The 19,745-nt window shown below is 68.3% G+C and carries 20 protein-coding genes; 9 read left to right on the top strand and 11 right to left on the bottom strand.

Features of this window, described 5'->3' with window-relative positions; all coding sequences use genetic code 11:
• Positions 1 to 5 precede the first annotated feature (5 nt).
• Genes mmsB through chvE form a run of 3 tightly spaced genes read right to left on the bottom strand, consistent with a single transcriptional unit; the run spans position 6 to position 3,856 of the window.
• Complete coding sequence (gene mmsB, locus HNP73_RS13150) at positions 6 to 1,193, bottom strand: multiple monosaccharide ABC transporter permease (RefSeq protein WP_184150040.1); 1,188 nt, start codon at positions 1,191 to 1,193, stop codon at positions 6 to 8.
• 3 nt (positions 1,194 to 1,196) lie between these two features.
• Entirely contained in the window at positions 1,197 to 2,735 is a 1,539-nt protein-coding gene (mmsA, locus tag HNP73_RS13145) for a multiple monosaccharide ABC transporter ATP-binding protein (RefSeq protein ID WP_184150037.1), read from the bottom strand.
• 53 nt (positions 2,736 to 2,788) lie between these two features.
• Positions 2,789 to 3,856: a multiple monosaccharide ABC transporter substrate-binding protein gene (gene chvE, locus HNP73_RS13140; RefSeq protein ID WP_184150034.1), complete on the bottom strand. Its 1,068-nt coding sequence runs from the start codon at positions 3,854 to 3,856 to the stop codon at positions 2,789 to 2,791.
• A 177-nt stretch (positions 3,857 to 4,033) separates the two neighbouring features.
• On the opposite strand from chvE, the gene HNP73_RS13135 reads away from it, so the two are divergent.
• Complete coding sequence (locus tag HNP73_RS13135; RefSeq protein WP_184150031.1) at positions 4,034 to 5,032, top strand: LysR family transcriptional regulator; 999 nt, start codon at positions 4,034 to 4,036, stop codon at positions 5,030 to 5,032.
• A gap of 81 nt (positions 5,033 to 5,113) precedes the next feature.
• Entirely contained in the window at positions 5,114 to 5,593 is a 480-nt protein-coding gene (locus HNP73_RS13130; protein ID WP_184150028.1) for a VOC family protein, read from the top strand.
• Between the two features lie 85 nt (positions 5,594 to 5,678).
• On the opposite strand, the gene efeO (HNP73_RS13125) is transcribed toward HNP73_RS13130, so the two are convergent.
• The 4 genes from efeO (HNP73_RS13125) to efeU are packed head-to-tail and all read right to left on the bottom strand — an operon-like array spanning position 5,679 to position 9,866.
• Positions 5,679 to 6,491: an iron uptake system protein EfeO gene (efeO, locus tag HNP73_RS13125; protein ID WP_184150024.1), complete on the bottom strand. Its 813-nt coding sequence runs from the start codon at positions 6,489 to 6,491 to the stop codon at positions 5,679 to 5,681.
• Between the two features lie 10 nt (positions 6,492 to 6,501).
• Entirely contained in the window at positions 6,502 to 7,860 is a 1,359-nt protein-coding gene (gene efeB, locus HNP73_RS13120; protein WP_184150022.1) for an iron uptake transporter deferrochelatase/peroxidase subunit, read from the bottom strand.
• Between the two features lie 2 nt (positions 7,861 to 7,862).
• Entirely contained in the window at positions 7,863 to 9,032 is a 1,170-nt protein-coding gene (gene efeO, locus HNP73_RS13115) for an iron uptake system protein EfeO (protein ID WP_184150019.1), read from the bottom strand.
• A 3-nt stretch (positions 9,033 to 9,035) separates the two neighbouring features.
• Positions 9,036 to 9,866, bottom strand: a complete 831-nt coding sequence (gene efeU, locus HNP73_RS13110) for an iron uptake transporter permease EfeU (RefSeq protein ID WP_184150017.1) — start codon at positions 9,864 to 9,866, stop codon at positions 9,036 to 9,038.
• Between the two features lie 278 nt (positions 9,867 to 10,144).
• Here efeU and HNP73_RS13105 point away from each other — a divergent pair, with 278 nt between their 5' ends.
• The 3 genes from HNP73_RS13105 to HNP73_RS13095 all read left to right on the top strand — a co-directional run bounded on the left by HNP73_RS13105 (position 10,145) and on the right by HNP73_RS13095 (position 12,811).
• Positions 10,145 to 10,864, top strand: a complete 720-nt coding sequence (locus tag HNP73_RS13105; RefSeq protein ID WP_184150013.1) for an SURF1 family protein — start codon at positions 10,145 to 10,147, stop codon at positions 10,862 to 10,864.
• Between the two features lie 63 nt (positions 10,865 to 10,927).
• Positions 10,928 to 11,734, top strand: a complete 807-nt coding sequence (locus HNP73_RS13100) for a bifunctional hydroxymethylpyrimidine kinase/phosphomethylpyrimidine kinase (protein WP_184150010.1) — start codon at positions 10,928 to 10,930, stop codon at positions 11,732 to 11,734.
• Positions 11,735 to 11,737: 3 nt separating this feature from the next.
• Positions 11,738 to 12,811, top strand: a complete 1,074-nt coding sequence (locus HNP73_RS13095; protein ID WP_184150007.1) for a methylglyoxal synthase — start codon at positions 11,738 to 11,740, stop codon at positions 12,809 to 12,811.
• Here the strand turns inward: HNP73_RS13095 and floR are convergent.
• The 4 genes from floR to HNP73_RS13075 form a co-directional block, all read right to left on the bottom strand.
• Positions 12,808 to 14,013, bottom strand: coding sequence for a chloramphenicol/florfenicol efflux MFS transporter FloR (floR, locus tag HNP73_RS13090; protein ID WP_184150004.1), 1,206 nt, complete (start codon positions 14,011 to 14,013; stop codon positions 12,808 to 12,810). The genes HNP73_RS13095 and floR overlap by 4 nt on opposite strands.
• A gap of 174 nt (positions 14,014 to 14,187) precedes the next feature.
• The gene (locus HNP73_RS13085; protein ID WP_184150001.1) at positions 14,188 to 14,526 is read right to left on the bottom strand and encodes a hypothetical protein; all 339 of its coding nucleotides are present in this window, start codon (positions 14,524 to 14,526) and stop codon (positions 14,188 to 14,190) included.
• 84 nt (positions 14,527 to 14,610) lie between these two features.
• Positions 14,611 to 14,940: a protein tyrosine phosphatase family protein gene (locus HNP73_RS13080; RefSeq protein ID WP_184149998.1), complete on the bottom strand. Its 330-nt coding sequence runs from the start codon at positions 14,938 to 14,940 to the stop codon at positions 14,611 to 14,613.
• Positions 14,941 to 15,042: 102 nt separating this feature from the next.
• Positions 15,043 to 15,519, bottom strand: a complete 477-nt coding sequence (locus HNP73_RS13075) for an Lrp/AsnC family transcriptional regulator (protein ID WP_184149995.1) — start codon at positions 15,517 to 15,519, stop codon at positions 15,043 to 15,045.
• 139 nt (positions 15,520 to 15,658) lie between these two features.
• On the opposite strand from HNP73_RS13075, the gene cysG reads away from it, so the two are divergent.
• From cysG to HNP73_RS13055, 4 genes are read left to right on the top strand one after another with little or no spacing between them, the layout of a single operon-like run.
• Positions 15,659 to 17,038 carry a siroheme synthase CysG gene (gene cysG, locus HNP73_RS13070; RefSeq protein ID WP_184149992.1) on the top strand — a complete coding sequence of 460 codons (1,380 nt, stop codon included), beginning with the start codon at positions 15,659 to 15,661 and terminating at the stop codon, positions 17,036 to 17,038.
• Entirely contained in the window at positions 17,038 to 17,346 is a 309-nt protein-coding gene (locus HNP73_RS13065; protein ID WP_184149989.1) for a DUF2849 domain-containing protein, read from the top strand. Before cysG ends, HNP73_RS13065 begins: the two co-directional genes overlap by 1 nt.
• Positions 17,346 to 19,001 (top strand): nitrite/sulfite reductase, encoded by a 1,656-nt coding sequence (locus HNP73_RS13060; protein WP_184149986.1) that lies wholly within the window; start codon positions 17,346 to 17,348, stop codon positions 18,999 to 19,001. The genes HNP73_RS13065 and HNP73_RS13060 overlap by 1 nt, the downstream gene beginning before the upstream one ends.
• Positions 18,991 to 19,734: a phosphoadenylyl-sulfate reductase gene (locus HNP73_RS13055; RefSeq protein WP_184149983.1), complete on the top strand. Its 744-nt coding sequence runs from the start codon at positions 18,991 to 18,993 to the stop codon at positions 19,732 to 19,734. The genes HNP73_RS13060 and HNP73_RS13055 overlap by 11 nt, the downstream gene beginning before the upstream one ends.
• Positions 19,735 to 19,745: the final 11 nt, after the last annotated feature.

The raw sequence follows: 19,745 nt of genomic DNA, 5'->3' as shown, positions 1-19,745 counted from the left end.
GGGGGTTACGCTCTGTTCTTGTTGTAGACGTCGAAGATTACGGCCGCGAGGAGCACCAGCCCCTTGATGACCTGCTGGAGGTCGATGCCAACGCCCATGATCGACATGCCGTTGTTCATCACGCCCATGATGAAGGCGCCGATCACCGCGCCGATGATCCGGCCGACCCCGCCCGAGGCGGAGGCGCCGCCGATGAAGCAGGCGGCGATCACGTCGAGCTCGAAGGCGACACCGGCCTTTGGCGTCGCGGTGTTGAGGCGGGCGGCGAAGATGAGGCCGGCGAGGGCGGCGAGCATCCCCATGTTGACGAAGACGAGGAAGACCAGCCGGTCGGTCTTGATGCCGGACAGCCGCGCGGCCTTCTCGTTGCCGCCGAGTGCGTAGATCCGCCGGCCTATCGTCGTCCGGGTGGTGATGAAGGTGTAGATCGCGATCAGCACCGCCATGGTGATGAGCACGTTCGGCAGGCCGCGGCCCGAGGCGAGCAGCCATGCGATGAAGACGAGGGCGAAGGCGATGACGCCGTTGCGGGCGATGAAGAACGCGAAGGGCTCCTCGATCGCGGCATAGCGCGCCTGCTTCGCGCGGGTGCGCACCGCCGAGACGACGAGGCTGATGGCAGCGGCGATCCCGAGGACGAGGGCGGTGAGGTTGATGCCGGTGCCCGCAAGGACATCCGGCACGAAGCCCGACGAGAGCGCCTGAAAGCCCTTGGGGAACGGCCCGACCGACTGGCCCTGCAGCATGGTGAGCGAGAGGCCGCGAAAGACCAGCATCCCCGCCAGCGTCACGATGAACGAGGGGATCTTCCAGTAGGCGATCCAGTAGCCTTGCGCCGCGCCGATCACCGCGCCGATGGCGAGGCAGGCGATGATCGTCGGCACCGTGGGGATGTGGTAGTGCACCATCATCACCGCCGCGAGCGCGCCGATGAAGCCCGAGACCGACCCCACCGAGAGGTCGATGTGGCCCGCGACGATGACGAGCAGCATCCCGAGCGCCATGATGACGATGTAGCTGTTCTGCAGGAACAGGTTGGTCAGGTTCACGGGCTTCAGCAGCACCCCGGAGGTCGCGACCTGGAAGAACGCCATGATCGCGACGAGGGCGAGGAGCATGCCGTATTCGCGGATGTTCGCCCTGAGGTGACCGACGAGCGACTGGGGGGGCGGGGACTCGCTGATGCTGGCCATGGTTTATCCGTTCACGATCATGCGCATGATGCGTTCCTGGCTCGCCTCGGCGGCGGGGAGCTGGCCGACGAGGGCGCCTTCCTTCATCACGTAGATGCGGTCACACATGCCGAGGAGTTCCGGCATCTCGGAGGAGATCATGATCACCCCCTTGCCGGCCTCGGCGAGGGCGTTGATGAGTGTGTAGATCTCGTATTTCGCGCCGACGTCGATGCCGCGGGTGGGCTCGTCGAGGATCAGCACCTCGGGGCCGGAGAACAGCCATTTGGAGAGGACGACCTTCTGCTGGTTGCCGCCCGAGAGATTGACGGTCTTCTGGTAGACCGAGGCGCAGCGGATGTTCAGGCGCTTGCGGTAGTCCATCGCCACCTTGCGCTCCGCGTGGCCGTCGATGACGCCGAGCTTCGAGACGCCGGCGAGGTTTGCCAGCGTGATGTTGTGGGTGATGTGGTCCTCGAGGATGAGGCCGAGGCTCTTGCGGTCTTCGGTGACGTAAGCGAGGCCGGCGGCGACCGCGCGGCCGACGGTGGAGACGTCGACGGGCCGGCCGTGGAGTTTCGCGGTGCCGGTGATGCCGTGGCCCCATGAGCGGCCGAAGAGACTCATGGCAAGTTCGGTGCGGCCTGAGCCCATGAGGCCGGCTATGCCGACGATCTCGCCGGCGCGGACGTTGAGCGAGACCTCGCGGATCGCCTGGCGGTCGGGGTGGACCTGATCGAAGACCGACCAGCCGTCGAGTTCGAACAGCATTTCGCCAACGTGCGGCGTGCGGGGCGGGTAGCGGTCGGACATCGGGCGGCCGACCATGTCGCGGATGATGCGGTCTTCGCTTGCCGCGCCGACGTGATCCTCGCCTGCCGCGCGGGCGTCGAGGGTCGAGACGGTGGCGCCGTCGCGCAGCACGGTGATGCGGTCGGCGACGCGGGCGATCTCGTTCAGCTTGTGGCTGATCAGGATCGAGGTGATGCCCTGTGCGCGGAATTCGAGCAGCAGGTCGAGGAGCTTGGCGCTGTCGGTCTCCTGAAGGCTGGCGGTCGGCTCGTCGAGGATGAGAAGCTTCACCCGTTTGGCGAGCGCCTTGGCGATCTCCACCAGTTGCTGCTTGCCGACGCCGAGGTCGGTGACGAGCGTGGTCGGCCGCTCGGTCAGGCCCACCTTCTTCAGGAGGCCGTCGGTGCGGGAGAAGGTCTCTTCCCAGTCGATGACGCCGCCCTTCGCCACCTCGTTGCCGAGAAAGATGTTTTCGGCGATCGAGAGCAGCGGCACGAGCGCCAGTTCCTGATGGATGATGACGATGCCCACCGCCTCGCTGTCGGCGAGGTCGCGGAAGGCGCGGATCTCACCCTCGAAGAGGATGTCACCCTCGTAGGTGCCCGCCGGATAGACCCCGGACAGCACCTTCATGAGCGTGGATTTGCCCGCGCCGTTCTCGCCCACGAGCGCATGGATCTCGCCCGGCAGCACCGTGAGATTGACGTTGTCCAGCGCCCGCACGCCCGGGAACGTCTTCACGATGCCCCGCATCTCGAGGATGGGTTGCATGTCCTGTCCCTTCGGGAGCCGAGCGAACGCATGGTCGCCCGGCCGGCCGTCGATCAGTTGGTGATCTGATCCTTCTTGTAGTAGCCGGAGTCGATCAGGATCGCTTCCCAGTTCGACTTGTCGACCTCGACGGGCTTCAGGAGGTACGAGGGCACCACCTTGACTCCGTTGTCATAGGTCTGGGTGTCGGTCACTTCCGGCGTGCCGCCCGTGAGCAGCGCGTCCACCATCTTCACCGTGACGCCGGCAAGCTCGCGGGTGTCCTTGAAGATCGTCGAATACTGCTCGCCCGCGAGGATCGACTTCACCGAGGGAACCTCGGCGTCCTGACCCGTGACGATGGGCATCGGCAGGTCGGCCGAGCCGTAGCCCACGCCCTTCAGCGACGAAAGGATGCCGATCGAGAGACCATCATAAGGCGAGAGCACGCCGTTGACGTGCGCGTCGGTGTAGTTGGCCGAGAGCAGGTTATCCATGCGCGCCTGGGCGACCGCGCCGTCCCAGCGCAGGGTGCCGACCACGTCCATTCCGGTCTGGCCGGAGGGGATCGCGATCGAGCCGTCGTCGATCAGCGGCTGCAGCACGCTCATGGCGCCGTTGTAGAAGAAGAAGGCGTTGTTGTCGTCCGGGCTGCCGCCGAAGAGCTCGACGTTCCACGGCTTCACGTCGGGGAAGCGCTCCTTCAGCCCCTTCACGAGGCTTTCGGCCTGCAACACGCCCACCTGGAAGTTGTCGAAGGTGGCATAGTAGTCGACGTTCGCGCTGTCGCGGATCAGCCGGTCGTAGGCGATGACGGGGATGCCGGAGGCGTGGGCGTTCTCGAGCGCGTTCGAGAGGGTGGTGCCGTCGATCGCAGCGATCACCAGCGCCTTCACGCCCTTGGTGATCATGTTCTCGATCTGCGCGAGCTGGTTGGGGATGTCGTCCTCGGCGTATTGCAGATCGGCCCCGTAGCCCGCGGCCTTGAACTGCTCCACCATGCTGTGGCCGTCCGAGATCCAGCGGGCGGAGGACTGTGTCGGCATCGCGATGCCGATCGTGCCCTTGTCCTGGGCGAGGGCCGGGAATGCCAGTGCCGCGGCAAGGGTAGCCCCCGCCAGAATGCGCGTCAGAAGCTTCATTGCGATCTCCCCATTGCGGGTGCGTCTGCCGATAATCTCCGGCGCCCCCGTCGTTTCTTCTGTTTCGCAGCGGCGTGGCGGGTCCTGTGTCCTGGATCCGCCACGCGCTTGCACTTTAGCCAGGCTTGGACATATCAAGCAAATCGCAATCACGGCGTATGGCATGACGGAAATCGCATGAGACCAGTTCCATCGCCGGATCAGGAGCAGGCGCGCGGCGCGGACCGGCTGATGGGTCGCGGTCTGAAGCTCACGCACCTGCGGCTCATTGCAGCGATTGACGAGACCCGGCAGTTGACGGCGGCGGGGCGCAGCCTGCGGCTGACCCAGCCGGCGGCGTCGCGGCTGCTGGCCGAGGCCGAGGCCATTGCCGGCCATCCGCTCTGCGAGCGCCAGCCGAAGGGCATCGCGCTCACCCCGGCGGGCGAGGCGCTGGCGCGCCGGGCGCGGCGGGTGCTGGCGGAGATTTCCGAGGCGGGGCGCGAGATCGGCGACGTGGCGGAGGGGCGGCTCGGCACGGTGCGGGTCGGCGCGGTGACGGCGCCGGCCATCGATCTCGTGGTGCCGATCCTGCAACGGCTGCAGCGCGATCATCCCGGCCTGACAGCCCAGGTCGACGTGACGACGAGCGACGTGCTCGTCCCGGATCTCCTGCGCAGCCGGCATGACTTCGTCATCGGCCGCGTGCCGGCGAGCGTCGATCCCCGGCCGCTCTGCATCCGCTGGCTCGGGGTCGAGCCGGTCGCGTTCATCGTGCGGGCCAATCATCCGCTGGCGCAGCGTTCGCAGGTCGGGATCGAGGATCTCGCATCCTACGACTGGGTGATGCAGCCGCCGGGCTCGCTCCTGCGGCGCACGGTGGAGGAGGCCTTCCTGGCGCGCGGCGCCGAGCCGCCGAACTGCCGGCTGAGCACCGCCTCGCTCATTGTCACGCTGACCCGGCTTACCCGGTCGAACTCGATCGCGCCGGTGTCGACGCAGGTGGCGCGGCTGCTGGCCGGCGACGGAGGGATCGGGCGCGCGGTGACGCCGCTTGCCGTCAGCTTTCCGCTGGAAGTGAAGCCGTTCGGGCTGATCCGTCTGCGCGGCCTGACGCTGCCGAGATCCGCGGCGCTTCTCTATGACGCGATCCTTGAGGCGGCGGTGCGGGCCGATGAGGCGAAGCGGGAACCATAGGGTCTGTTCGCGGGTTTACCAACCTTGGCGCGGGCCCGGATGGCCCGCCCGCAATCCGCCAACCCAGGAGGAACTTCCCCGATGGGAGTGCCCAAGAACACGATCTGCATCTGGTATGACGAGGACGCCGAGGCCGCAGCGCGGTTCTATGCCGAGACGTTTCCCGACAGCTCACTGGACGAGGTTTTCCGTGCCCCGTCGGACTTCCCGTCCGGCAAGGCGGGCGATGTGCTGACGGTGCGCTTCACCGTGGCCGGCATCCCCTGCATCGGGCTGAACGGCGGGACGATGTTCCCGCAGACTGAAGCGTTCTCGTTCCAGATCGCCACGGACGATCAGGCGGAGACCGACCGCTACTGGAACGCCATTGTCGGCAACGGCGGCAAGGAGAGCGAGTGTGGATGGTGCCGGGATCGCTGGGGCGTGTCGTGGCAGATCACGCCGCGCGTGCTGTCCGAGGCGCTCGCCGCTGGCGGCGACGAGGCACGCCGGGCGTTCGAGGCGATGATGACGATGCGGAAGATCGACGTCGCCGCGATCGAGGCGGCCCGGCGCGGCTGACGCGCGGGGCGCGGGGGGACGTGCGGCTGGCTGAGAGCCAGCCGCAGTGGTCCGCGAGCGGTGTCTGCGAACGGTGTCTGCGGGCTCAGTCGAGACCGAGCTTGCCGCGCAGCGTCGAGAGGTCCTCGGCGAGGGTGTTGACTGCGGCCGCGAGAACCACCCGGTCGGCTTCGGTGAGGTTGTCGTAGGTGACGTAGCCCTCGCCCGACTGGTACTTCGACAGGATGGTGTCGATCGTCGCGAAGTTTTCGTCGACGGTCTTGATGAAGTCCGGGTCCCGGTCGATCACCAGCGGACGCATCAGCTCGACGATCTTCTGCGCGCCGTCGAAGTTGCCGCGGAAGTCCCAGAGGTCGGTGTGGGAGTAGCGGTCTTCCTCGCCGGAGATCTTCGTGGCCGCGACCTCTTCCATCAGCACCGCGGCGCCGCCGACCACCACTTCGGGCGGGAAGGTGAGGCTCTCGATGCGGCCTTGAAGGTCCTGCACGTCGGCGAGCAGCTTGTCGGCCACCGGGTCGAGCCCTTCGGTCGAGTTCTTCTCCCAGAGGCCGTATTCGATGCGATGGAAGCCCGGGAATGCCGGGTCGGCCTCGGCCTTCTCGTAGTCGTCGGCGCGGCTGTCGATCGAGACGTCGAGATCGGAGAAAAGCTCGGCGATCGGCTCGATGGCCTCGTAGTTGAGCCGGGTCGGCGCGAAGAGCGACTTCGCCTTCTCCACGTCGCCGGCCTTCACGGCGGCCACGAACTCGGTGGTGTTCTTCACCAGCGTATCGACGTTCTCGGAGACGTAGATCTTGTACTCGCTGATCGGTTCAACCAGATCGAGCGTCGCTTCCTGTGCGTGTGCGGCCTGCGCTGCGAGCAGGGCGCCGGCAGCGGCAAAGGTCATGAGGCGCATGTGAGCACTCCTAGGGTTTGGTCCCGGGGTCGGGGGCCGGGTCGGAGGAAACCGGTTGGCTGGACGTGGTCTGGCTGGTCGGTGAGATGGCGGCGATGAGGGTCGAGCCCACGTAGTCGCCGTCGGCAAAGCCGGGCAGGGCGAAGAAGTAGCCACCGCCAACGGGTCGGATGTATTCCTCGAGCGGTTCCTTATCGAGCCGCTTCTGGACGGTGATGAAGCCGCGGTCGAGGTCGGCCTGCCACGCGATGAAGAGGAGCCCCTGGTCGAGCTGGCCGTTCTTCAGCACGCCGTTCACGTAGTTGAACGGGCGCCGGAGGATCAGGTTCGCCTCCGTGGCCGGCGTGCGCGGGTTGGCGAGGCGGATGTGGGCGTCGAGCGGTGTGCGGGTGCCATCGGGGTCAGTGGCGAAATCGGGTACTTGCGCCTCGGTCGCGTCCGGCTGGTCGAGGGGGGCGCCGGACATCTTCATCCGGCCCATGATGCGCTCCTGCTCGCCGAGGGGCGTGCGGTCCCAGCGCTCGACGAGGTTGCGGATGATGCGCACGGCCGCGTAGCTGCCGCCGGTTGCCCAGTCGGGTTCGTCGCTCTCGGGGCCGACCCAGACGAGCCTGCGCATCAGCTCCTCGTCGGCGCTGTCGGGGTTGGCGGAGCCGTCGCGGAAGCCGAGGAGGTTGCGCGCGCTTTCGGGCGCCGCGCCGGGGCGCTGTGGCAGGACGGGCACGTTGCCGGCCTGCGCCCACTTCAGGACCATCTGGCCGGGCAGGTTCTTCACCACATCGCGGAGCGCGTGGACGCAGGTGTCCTGGGTGTTGGCGCAGAACTGGAGCATCAGGTCGCCGTGGCAGAGGTCGGCGATGAGCGCATCGTTGTGGAACTTCACCATGCGTTGCAGCACGCGGGGTTTCAGGGCCGCGAGCCACGGACGGTCCTCGAAGAGCGAGCTTCCGAGACCCACGGTGATCGTCAGGGCGTCGGGGGGCACGACCGGCCCGAGAATGCCGCTGTCGGGCGGCGGCAGCTTCGGATCCGCGTCCGGCACCGGGCCGCCGTGGGTCAGGAACACGATGCGCTCGGTCAGGCGGCGGAAGAGCGCTTCGAGGTCGGCGGCATCGTTGGCGAGCACGTGGAACGCGGCAACGATGCCGTTCGCCGGGCGCGGGGTGACGATGCCGGCCTGATGCGCGCCATGGGGCGACACCATGTCGCGGCTGTTGGTGGTGTCGGCGATCGGCGCGTCCGTGACGTGGCGCTGGCCGGCGCTGGTCGTCTGCTCGGTCGCCGCGAGGGCGAGGCCTGGTGCGGCGGCGAGGGCGGCGGCGCCGGCGAGCAGCCCGCGGCGGGTGGTGGAAAGTGGGGTTTCGGCCATGGCTACTCCAGTCCGATCGCCGGGTTGAGCGCGCCGGCGGCATCCGCGATCCGCGCGAACGCCTCGGAGATCGTCTTGCGCCCGGCGTCGTCGACCGTGTCGTAGGAGGGGAAGGCGCCGTCGACTTTCAGGCCGTCGAGGGTCGCGCGCGCGGCTTCAAGGGCCGACGTGAGCGCGTCCGCGGTGGCCGGGTTCGCCTCGCGCACCAGTGGCTCGACGACGATTGCCGACTTGGTGATGCCGTCGAGATCGGCGGAATACTCCGCCAGATCGCTGTGAGAGTAGGGGGTCTGCGATGCCGCCGCCTGATCGGCAACCCGCGCCGCGAGCGAGGCCGCGTTACCGGCGAGATCTGCCGGCCCGGGCTTTGCCTGCTTCAGGCGGTCCTTCACGGTGGCGGCCGCTGTCGCGAGATCGGCCGCCACGGGAGCGAGCCCCTCGGTCGTGCCCTCGCTCCAGAGCGCATATTCGATCCGGTGGAAGCCGATGAAGGCGGGGTCGGCCTCGCGCTGCGCGAGGTATTCGGCGAGCGGGTCCATGCTGTTCACCAGATCGGCGATGCGCCCCGTCACCGGCGCCATCTGCCGCCACGGCTGCCGGGCGGCGAGCCAGGCGGCCTTCGCGCCGTCGACATCGCCGGCCGCCACCCGCTCCGAGAGGGTCGCCGTGGCCTCGGCGAGTTCGTTCGACCGGCGGCTGAGGTAGACCTGATACTCCGAGAGCGGCCCGATGAAGTGGCGCAGTTCCGGCGCGGCCTTCGCCGCCTCGGACTCCGCCGTCGCCACCACGGTCAGCTTGCCGCGCGGATTCGAGAGCAGTCCGCAGGTGATGTCGTAGGTTCCGGTCTTCAGCCGCGGGGTCAGGGTCGCGTTGAGCCCCGGCGTGATGTTCTCCCGCTCGGCGACGACCATCACGCCGTCGAGGATTTCCCACTCAAGCGGTCGCTCCGAGGCGTTGTGGATGCGGAAGGTGGCCTTGCCGGCCGGCACCGTCAGCTCGGCGGGTTCGCAGGTCTCGTCGGTCACCGTAACCAGGATCGCGCCATCGGTGGGCTCGGGCATGCTGGTCTTCGCCGCGTACCAGAACGCGCCGAGGCCGGCGATGACGAGAAGTGCGGCGCCGCCGATGGCGAGCGACGCGGCACCGCGCGACATGGGGCGGGATCCGGCCATGGTTCAGGCCTCCTGCCTGGCCGGTCGCGGCGCTGATGCCGGCCGCAGGAAGAAATAGAGGGTGACAAGGAGCACCAGCGCCCAGACGATGACCTCGCCGAGCACCGGCGCGTCGTGGTAGCCGAAGACGCCCGAGAGCACGGTGCCCGTCACCGAGGACACCGGCAGGGTGCGGGTCATGTCCCAGACGGTCTGCTGGAGATGGTTCCAGATCCCCGCTTCGTGGAGGTTGCGCAGAACGCTGGAGGCGAGGCCGGCGGCGACGAAGATGATGAAGGCGCCGGTCCAGAGGAAGAACCGCCGCAGGTCGAGCCGCACGCCGCCGCGATAGATACCAAAGCCAAGGAGCGCCGACACCAGCACCCCGAGGATGGCGCCGAGCGGCGCCGCGGGACCGGGGCTCTGCTGGAGGAGCGCAAGCAGGAAGAACACCGACTCGAGCCCCTCGCGTGCCACCGCGAAGAAGCTCATGCCGATGAGCGCCCACGCCGGTCCGCGGACGTCGGAGAGCGCCACGTCGATATCGTGCTCCATGGTCTTCTTGATCGAGCGCGCCGCCTTGCGCATCCAGAACACCATCGAGATGAGGACAATCACTGCGATGGTGCCGACGATCGCCTCGAAGAGCTCCTGTGTCTTCTGCGGGAACTGCGCTCCGAGGATCAACACGCCCGCGCCGACGAAGAGTGACAGGGCGACCGCGAGCAGGATGCCGACCCAGACCGTCGGCAGCCACGCCGCCCGCCCGGTTCGGGCGAGGTAGCTCGCGATGATCCCGACAATCAGGGCGGCTTCGAGGCCTTCCCGGAGCATGATGAGGAATGACGGCAACATCGGCAGCGCTCGCCTCTTGCATGCGGTGGGAGCCGGCTGCCCGAAAGTAGCCGACTTAACCGCTCAGGTATGGTTCTGACTAGTCGAGCCGCGCCGCCAGTGCAAGAGTGAGGCGCGACAGGGGCGTCACCGCGTGGTGAACGGTCGTCATCGCCCGCTTCTGATTTTCCGCTCGCGGTGGTCCCGCCGGCTGGTTCCCTTTGGGGCGCCGCCCATGCTAGGCGCCCGTTGTCAGGCGCCCCGTGACAGGTGAGCGTCGACCGGAAAGGCAGGGTGGCATGGACGAGACCGGGCAGACGCAGCCGCCGCGACGCGGGCGGGTGCGCTCAGTGGTGGCGCTGACGGGTGTTCTTCTCGCCATCGCGCTCTTTCTCGGACTCGGTGTCTGGCAGGTCGAGCGGCGGGCCTGGAAGCTCGATCTCATCGCCAGGGTCGATGCCCGCCTCGCGGCGGCGCCGGTCCCGGCGCCCGGTCCGCCGGACTGGGCGGGGATCGGGCGCGACGACGAATATACCCGCGTCACCGCGACGGGACATTTCCTGAACGATCACGAGACGCCGGTCCTCGCCGTCACCATCCACGGCTCGGGATCGTGGATCCTGACGCCCTTCGTCACGCCGGAGTTCACCGTGCTGGTCAACCGCGGGTTCGTGCCGCCCGACAAGCGCGATCCGGCGACACGCGAGGCACCGGACGGCGAGGTGACGGTGACGGGTCTCCTGCGGCTTGCCGAGCCCGGCGGGGGCTTCCTGCGCAGCAACGATCCCGCGGCCGGGCGCTGGTACTCGCGCGATGTCGCCGCCATCACCGCTCAGGACGGACTCGGGCCGGCGGCGCCATATTTCATCGACGCCGATGCGACGCCGAACCCGGGCGGGTTGCCGATCGGTGGCCTGACCGTCGTCAGCTTTCGCAACACGCATCTGATCTATGCGCTTACCTGGTTCGGCCTCGCCGCCGGCCTTGCGGCGCTCGCCTGGCGCAGTCGGCGGTTCTGAGCTTCCACCGGGCTGGAAACGCGGGCTAGAGTTCGGTGGACTCAAGATCGAAGGATGCCCCGCATGGCCCGTATTCTCGTCCTGTCGAGCTGGACCTCGGCCGGGCACGTGGGCCTGTCAGCCGCGGTTCCGGCGCTGCAGGCGCTCGGCCATGTGCCGCTTCAGCTTCCGACCATCGTGCTCTCCAACGAGCCGGGCTTTGCCCATACCGCCGGCGACCGTATCCCGCCGGAGCAGCTTGCGGCGATGATCGACGCGCTTGAGGGCAATGGCTGGCTCAGCGGGCTTGACGCGCTGCTGACGGGCTATCTGCCGAGTGCCGCTCATGTGGAGATCGCGGTCGGCCTCGTCGCGCGCATCCGGCGCCTGTCGCCCGCCGCCCGGGTGGTGGTCGATCCGATCCTTGGTGACACGGCGGAGGGGCTGTATCTCGATCCGGTTGCGGCCGCGGGAGTCCGGGACAGGCTGGTTCCGCTCGCTGATATCCTGACGCCGAACGGCTTCGAACTCGGGTGGCTGAGCGGGCAGGGGATCGCGACGCTCGCGGAGGCGGTCGCGGCGGCGCGCGATCTGGGGGCGCGGGTGCTCGTCACCACGCCGCCGCTCACCGACGCCGCCGGGGTGCTCGACGTCGGGCCGGGGGCGCCGGTCCTCTACGAAACGCCGCAGTTCAGGGATGTGCCACACGGGGTCGGGGACGTCTTCTCCGCGCTCATTGCCGCCGGCGAGCCGGTCGGCGCGGCGGTGGGGCATCTTGCCGCGCTCTGTGCCGCCAGCTCGGGAGCGGAGCATCTGGCGCTCGTGCCGGCCTCGGCCTGGATGGCCGCGTTGCCGGTTGCCGGGCGTTCGCTCGCAGAATCAGAGGGCTGAGGGATGGCGTTCGACTTCATCCTGATGCTGACCGAGAACGACCGGACGATCCCCGATGCAGGCCGGCGGCTCGACGAGGCGCTGGCCGGGGGTGCGCGGCACATCGGCTTCAAGGACGTGGGCCTGCCGGTCTCGGAGCTGAAGGGCCTGACGGACACCATCCGGGCCGCGGGCGGGCGGTCGTATCTTGAGGTGGTGAGCCTCGATGCGGGCCAGGAGCTGGCCTCGGCCCGGGCTGCCGTGGCGCTCGACGTCGACTGTCTGCTCGGGGGCACCCGGGCCGAGGCGGTGACGGAGGTGATCCGCGCGCATCCGATCCGCTACTATCCGTTTCCGGGTCGCATTCTCGGGCATCCGAGCGTGCTGGCGGGGACCGAGGACGAGATCGTTGCCTCGGCCCGCCATCTCGCGGCGCTGGAGCACGTGCACGGGCTCGACCTGCTCGCGTACCGCTTCGAGGGCGATGTGGCGGCACTGATGGCGCGGGTCTGCGCGGCGGTGGAGAAGCCGGTGATCATGGCCGGCAGCATCGACCGGGAGGCGCGGGTCTTCGCCACGGCCGAGGCCGGCGCGGCGGGGTTCACCGTCGGCACCGCGGCGCTCGGCGGCGCGTTCCCGACCGACGAGCCCGGGTTCGCCGGGCAGGTGCGGGCGCTCCTCGATCTCGCCGCCCGGGGCCGGGCGCGCTCGACCGCGCCGCGCCGCCTCGCGCTCGTCGCGCACGACAGCCGCAAGGCGCAGCTTCGGGCCTGGGTGCTGCGCCACGCGCGGGCGCTGACCGGGCACCGGCTGGTCTGCACCGGCGGCACCGGCGCGATGATCGCGGGGGCTGCGCCCGGGCTCACGGTCGAGCGGCTGCAGCGCGGCAGTCGCGGCGGCGACCAGCAGCTCGGCGCGCTGCTTGCGATCGGCGATCTCGATGGCGTGGTGTTCTTCGCCGACCCGACGGTGCCCCATGGCGGGGATGTCGATCTGCAGGCGCTGACCCGCCTCGCCATCGTCCACGATATCCCGATCGCGCTGAGCCCGGCCGCCGCCGACATGCTGGCGACGAGCCTGCTGGCGCGCGCGGGCTAAGGCGCCGCATCGGGGCGCTCGCGGCGCCGGAGGAGCGCCAGTCCCGCCGACACGAGTACCGCCGTCGTCGTGGCGTAGGCGATCACCGGCCATGCGGTGTCGCCGTCGAGGCACGTCACGGCGAGTGTGCCCGCGATGCTCACGACGAGGCTCTGGATGCAGAAGTAGAAGGCGACCGCCGAGCCTGCGATGTCGTCGAACTCCGCCAGCGCACCGTTGGCGGTGACGGAGACCGTGAGGACGATGCCGGCCGCCATCACCCACATGGGCACGATGAAGCCGAGGAAGGACGGCGACCGGGCGAGCTCGCCGACCGCGAGGAGTGCAGCTCCGGTGACGAGCAGCGCCATGCCGCGCGCGACGCAGCCCGCGATGCCCCAGCGGGCGACGAAGCCCTTCGCGAAGCGGGTGGTCGCGATCATCGCGAGCGCGACAGTGGCGAAGGCGAGGCTGAAGCCGATCGGGGAGTAGCCGGCCTGACCGATGAGCACGCGGGGCGCGGTCGAGAAGAACACGAAGAAGCTGCCCATGCCCGCACTGAACGCGAGGGTGTAGACCCAGAAGCCGGGGCTCGTGAAGATCGGCAGGACGGAGCGGTGGCGCCTCGCCGTGCCGATGGGGCGGGTTTCTCGCCACCGGATCGCGGCGTTCAGCAGCGCGGGCACGGCGAGTGCGGCGAGTGTGGCGAAGATTGCCCGCCATCCCAGAAGGTTGCCGATCAACGCTCCCGCGATTGGCCCGAGGGCTGGCACAAAGGCGAGCATCGAGCTGAACAGGCCGTAGATGACGACGCCTTCGGGGCGATCGGCGTAGACGTCGCGCACGGTTGCAAAGGTTGCGACCAGCATCGCCGAGGCGCCGATCGCCTGAACCAGGCGAAAGGCGAGGAAGATCAGGGCAGTCTGGGAACAGGCCGCACCAAGGGAGGTCACGACGAAGGCGGTGGCGCCCGCGAGCAGGACCGGCCGTCGCCCGAGGCGATCGGAGAGCGGGCCGAAGATCACCTGACCAACCCCCAGCATCACCATGTAGAGGCTGAGGGTGAGCTGGATGACGGAAGGCGTCGTGTCGAGGATGCCGGGCATCGCCGGGACGACGGGAAGATAGATATCCATCGCCAGCGAGGCGAGGATGTCGAAGGGGGCCATGAGCAGCAAGGCCGCTGGCAGCGTGAAGGTCCACGCGGGGCGTGTATCGGGCATGACGAAGGTACCGCTCGATCAAGGGATATCGGGCAGCGGCAGCTCGTCAGAAATCGGAAGAGTGTGGTCCAACTGAGCGCCGCAACAACAAGTTCGGTTGTTGCGGCTTACTTGTCTGCGGCCTTGGCGCTTTCCATGCGGGTGTCACCACGAAGAGGGGTCTGAGTACGGTCTCTACTGCCGGGGTTGTGCCAGCAGCGCCTTCAGCGTCTCAAGCGCACGATCGGCGCAGCGCATCTTTCGGCTCATCCGGTCGCAGCAGAGGCTGCCGGACATCAGCCGCTCGCCGAGTTCGACCGCGAGCACCATGTCGAAGAGCGACGGCGGCGCGCCCGGGGGCAGTCCAGATTGCTCATGCAGGTGATCGAGCAACAGACGTTCGAATTCGTCGGGTGTGCGCACCGGCCAGCCACGCGCCGCCGCCGCCCGAGGCAGATCGTCGGTGGTCAGCCGCGCGAAGGCGCGTCGTACCGAGGCCTCGAAATCAAGCCCGCCACCACAGTCCGAGCTCATTCCTTTGCTCCGAGACATTTCCATGACGCCGAGGTAGCGCGAATTTCCGGCACGGCCATGGCTTGGCGGGACGTTGTTCCGCGCCTAGCGCTGGGACAGCACGAAGAGGTTCTGGCAGCGGCCGCCCGAGCGGCAGTAGGCGAGGACCGGGCCTTCGAGCCGGTCGAGCGCCTGGCGGAAGTCCTCGACGTTCTGGCTGTCGATCTTGCCGGAGACGACCGGAACGAACGCGAATCCGAGGCCGAGTCGCTTCGCTTCCGCCTCGATCTCCGCCACCGGCGTCTGGTCGGCGCTCTCGCCCTCGGGGCGATTGCACATGATGGAGCGGAAGCCGAGACGTGCGATTTCGGCGACGTCCTGGGGCTCAATCTGCGGCGATACGCTGTAGTCGGGGGTGATCTCGGTGATGCTCATCTCGCGCCTCCTGGCCCCTCCGGGGCTCACATTCGCCGTCTAGCATGCGGCTTTGCGGCGTGCCAGTGGGCCGAATGCCTGTTTGCGCTCCTCCTGCGATGCTCAATTCGCCGGTACGGCGAGGGGGAGCGCGGTGGTGTTCTTGATCTCCTCCATGGAGAGTGAGGAGGTGACGTTGTAGATCGACACCTCCTTGATGAGCGCGCGATAGAAGGTGTCGTAGGCGCGGGCATTTGGCACCCGAACCTTGAGGATATAGTCGATATCCCCCGCCAGCCGGTGCGCCTCGAGCACCTCGGGCCGCGAGCGCACCGCCTGAAGAAAGCGTTCAAGCCAGCCGGCATCATGCTGCGACGTGCGGATCAGCACGAAGAAGCAGCTTTCGAGCCCGAGCTTGTCCGGGTCGAGCAGTGCCACCTCCGACTTGATGAGGCCCGAGGCGCGCATCTTGCGGATTCGGTTCCAGACCGGGGTCTTCGATGCCCCCACCCGACGGGCGATCTCGTCGAGGGCGAGGGTCGCGTCCTCCTGCAACAGGGCGAGGATGTTCCGATCCAGATCGTCCAATGCGTCGGCCATCCTGTCCTTCCTGCGCTTTCCACAACCATGTTTTCTGAGTCGCAATCTTAACGGACAGAATTCCTTATTTGAAGCGTGCCATTGAGGAAAACAGGGATTTTGTCCTATTTATAAGCTCACAGTTCCCAGGGGCCAAGGCATGCGACACTACCCGGTTTTCCTCGATATGCGTGACCGCACCGTCCTCGTGGCCGGCGGCGGCGAGGTGGCCGTGGCCAAGCTGCGCCTGCTCCTGAAGACGGAGGCACGGCTTCGGGTCTTCGCCGCCACCCCGGACGCCGCCGTTGCCGGTTGGGCCGCCGAGGGGCGCATCGAGCTTGTCGCCCGCGCGATCGAGGCGGGAGACGTTCCCGGCAGCGCGCTGGTCTATGGCGCGACGGGTAACGCACTCGCGGACGCCCGTGTGGCCCGGCTCGCCCGCGGCGCCGGTGTGCCGGTGAACCTCGTCGACAATCTCGAGGGCAGCGATTTCATCACGCCGGCGATCGTTGATCGCGATCCGGTGACGGTGGCGATCGGCACCGAGGGCGCGGCCCCGGTGCTCGCCCGCAAGATCAAGGCCGAGGTCGAGGCGATGCTGCCCACGTCGCTTGGCTCGCTCGCGCGCATCGGTCAGGCGTTTCGCGGCCGGGTCGAGCACCTCGACGGCAAGGCCCGGCGCGGGTTCTGGACCCGCTTCTACTTCCAGACCGGCCCGCGCGCGCTCGCCGAGGGTCAGGAGGCCGCCGAGGCCGAGCTCGGGCGGATGCTCGGCGCGGGTGCGGAAGCCGAAGACGGCTTCGTTCACTTCGTGGGCGCAGGCCCCGGTGACCCGGAGCTTCTGACGCTGAAGGCGCGCCGCCTGCTGCACGAGGCCGACGTGGTGATCCACGACCGGCTGGTTTCGCCTGGCGTCCTGGAGCTTGCCCGCCGCGAGGCAACGATCATCGAGGTCGGCAAGACCGGCTTCGGCCCGTCGTGGAAGCAGGACGACATCAACGCGCTTCTCGTGCTGCACGCCGCCTCCGGTGCCACCGTGGTCCGGCTGAAGGGCGGCGATCCGGCGGTCTTTGGCCGGCTCGACGAGGAGATCGAGGCACTGGAGACCGCGGGCGTTCGTTACGCGATCACGCCCGGCATCACCTCGGCGAGCGCCGCCGCCGCCGCCATCGGCCAGTCGCTGACGAAGCGCGGGCGCAATGCCGCGTTCCGCATCCTCACCGGCCACGACGTCGAGGGCTTTGCCGAACACGACTGGCGCGAGCTGGCCAAGCCCGGCGCCACCGCGGCGATCTACATGGGCAAGCGCGCCGCGACGTTCCTGCGCGGCCGCCTGATGATGCACGGCGCGAGCGCCGACACGCCGGTCACGGCGGTCGAAAATGCGAGCCTCGCCTCGCAACGTCTTCACGCCACGACACTTCTCGACCTGCCGCGCGCGCTCGACGCGACGACGCCCGGCGCACCGACCCTCATCCTCATCGGGCTCGCGCCGCGTGCGGCCGCCCTCGCTCTCGCCGACATGAAGGAAGCACTCTGATGGCACGCAAATTCCAGCCGCAGATGGCCACTGGCAACGACCTCTTCGAGGGCGATGTCGTCTACTTCACGTCGACGGGCTGTTGGTCGCGCGACATCGGCGATGCGGCCCTCGCGGTGAATTCGGAGGCGGCAGACGACCTCCTCGCCCGCGCCTCGGCGTTTCCGAACGAGGTGGTGAGCGTCTATCTCGTGGACTCCGCCATCGACGACCGCGGCCGCGCCGCGCCTGCCCATTTCCGCGAGGTGTTCCGCACCCGCGGGCCCTCCAACTACCCCGAGCATGGCCGCCAGGCGGAGAGTGTGTGATGTATCAGTACAACGATTTCGATCAGGCCTTCGTCCGCGAGCGGGTCGCGGAGTTCCGTGATCAGGTGGAGCGCCGCATCGCCGGGTCGCTGACCGAGGCGGAGTTCCTGCCGCTCCGGTTGAGGAACGGGCTCTATCTCCAGCTCCACGCCTACATGTTCCGTATCGCGATCCCCTATGGGACGCTCAACAGCCGCAAGATGCGGCAGCTCGCGATGATCGCGGATCGCTGGGACAAGGGCTACGGCCACTTCACCACGCGGCAGAACATCCAGTTCAACTGGCCGAAGCTGCGCGATGTGCCGGACATCCTCGACGCGCTCGCCGACGTCGAGATGCATGCGAACCAGACCAGCGGCAACTGCATCCGCAACGTGACCGCGGATCACTTCGCCGGCGCCGCCGCCGACGAGATCGAGGATCCGCGCGCGACGGCGGAGCTGCTCCGCCAGTGGTCGACCGACCACCCGGAATTCCTCTACCTGCCGCGCAAGTTCAAGATCGGCATCACCGGCGCGCCGAACGACCGCGCCGCGACCAAGACCCATGACATCGGCCTGCGCATGGTGCGCAGCTCCGACGGGCTGCCGGGCTACGAGGTCTCCGTGGGCGGTGGCCTTGGCCGCACGCCGATCATCGGCAAGGTGGTGCGCGAGTACCTGCCGAAGGCGGACCTCATCCCGTATCTTGAGGCGATCCTGCAGGTCTACAACCTCGCCGGACGCCGCGACAACAAGTTCAAGGCGCGCCTCAAGATCCTGGTGAACGAGACCGGGCTCGACGAGATCCGCCAGCAGATCGAGGCGCGCTTCGCCGAGAAGCGGGCCGAGTGGCCGCCGATCAACCCGGGCCTCCTGGCCGAGATCGAGGCCGCGTTCACGCCGCCCGTCTTCGAGCCCGCGGCGCCCGTCGCGCCGGTGCTCTCGGCTGGCCTGCGCTCGTTCATCGACACCAACGTTGCCGAGCACAAGCAGCCGCACTACGCGATCGTCACCGTGTCGCTGAAGCCGATCGGCGGGACGCCGGGGGATGCGACGTCCCATCAGATGCGCGTCCTCGCGGATATCGCCGAGGAGCTTGGCCACGACGACCTGCGCATCAGCCACGAGCAGAACGTGGTCTTCCCGCACGTGCCGCGCCGGCATCTGCCGGAGATCTACGACCGGCTGAAGGCGGCCGGGCTCGCAACGGCGAACATCGGGCTCGTCTCGGATATCATCGCCTGCCCGGGCATGGACTACTGCTCGCTCGCGACCGCCCGGTCGATCCCGGTGGCGCAGGAGATCGCCGAGACCTTCGCCGACATCGACCGACAGCGCGACATCGGGCCGCTGAAGATCAAGATTTCGGGCTGCATCAACGCCTGCGGCCATCACCACGTCGGCCATATCGGCATTCTCGGGCTGGATCGGGCAGGGGTGGAGAACTACCAGATCACCCTCGGCGGCGACGCCACCGAGACGGCGGTTGTGGGCGACAAGACCGGTCCGGGCTTTGCCTATGACGAGGTGGTGCCGGCGGTCGAGCGGCTGATCGGGGCGTATCTCGACATGCGCACCGAGCCCGGAGAGACCTTCCTCGAGACCTTCCGCCGGGTCGGCATGGGGCCGTTCAAGGCAGCGCTCTATGAAGAGGTGCGCTCCGATGCGGCTTGATTGCGCCAGCGCGCTCGAAGCCCATCCGCTCGACCGGGTCGAAGCGCTTCGCCTCGCCTATGGCGACGCGACGCCTGAAGCGGTGCTCGAGGCCACGCTTTGCGCGTTCCCGGATCAGGTGGCGATGGTGTCCTCGTTCGGCGCCGAGGCGGCGGTGTTGCTGAAGATGATCGCCGATCTCGACCGCGACCTGCCGGTCCTGATGATCGACTCGGCGATGCTCTTCGAGGAGACGCTGGAGTACCAGCGGACCCTCGCGGCGCACCTCGGATTGCGCAACGTGCGGATCCTGCGGCCGAACCCGGCCGATCTGGCGCGGATCGATCCGGATGACACGCTGCACCAGCGCGATCCCGACACCTGCTGCGGGGTTCGCAAGGTGCTGCCGCTCGACCGGGCGCTGCGGCCCTGGCCGGTGTCGATCAGCGGGCGGAAGCGGTTTCAGGCATCGAGCCGGGCCGCGCTCGAGATCTTCGAGCGCGAGGGCGAGCGGCTGAAGGTGAACCCGCTCGCGCACTGGGGCGCGCAGGACCTGCGCGCCTACATGGACGTTCACGAGCTGCCCCGGCATCCGCTGGTGGCGAAGGGCTTCCGGTCCATCGGCTGCCAGCCGTGCACGACGCCGGTGAAAGAAGGCGAAGATGACCGTGCAGGTCGTTGGCGCGGCACGGAAAAGATTGAGTGCGGCATTCATTTCGGCGCGGATGGTCGCATCCTCCGCGTTGCAAGCTGAGGGAGACGACC

Origin of the sequence: Amaricoccus macauensis (assembly GCF_014201905.1) — a bacterium.
GTDB lineage: Bacteria > Pseudomonadota > Alphaproteobacteria > Rhodobacterales > Rhodobacteraceae > Amaricoccus > Amaricoccus macauensis.
Note: the sequence above shows the minus strand (reverse complement) of the source record. Positions and strands in the feature narration are given on the sequence as shown.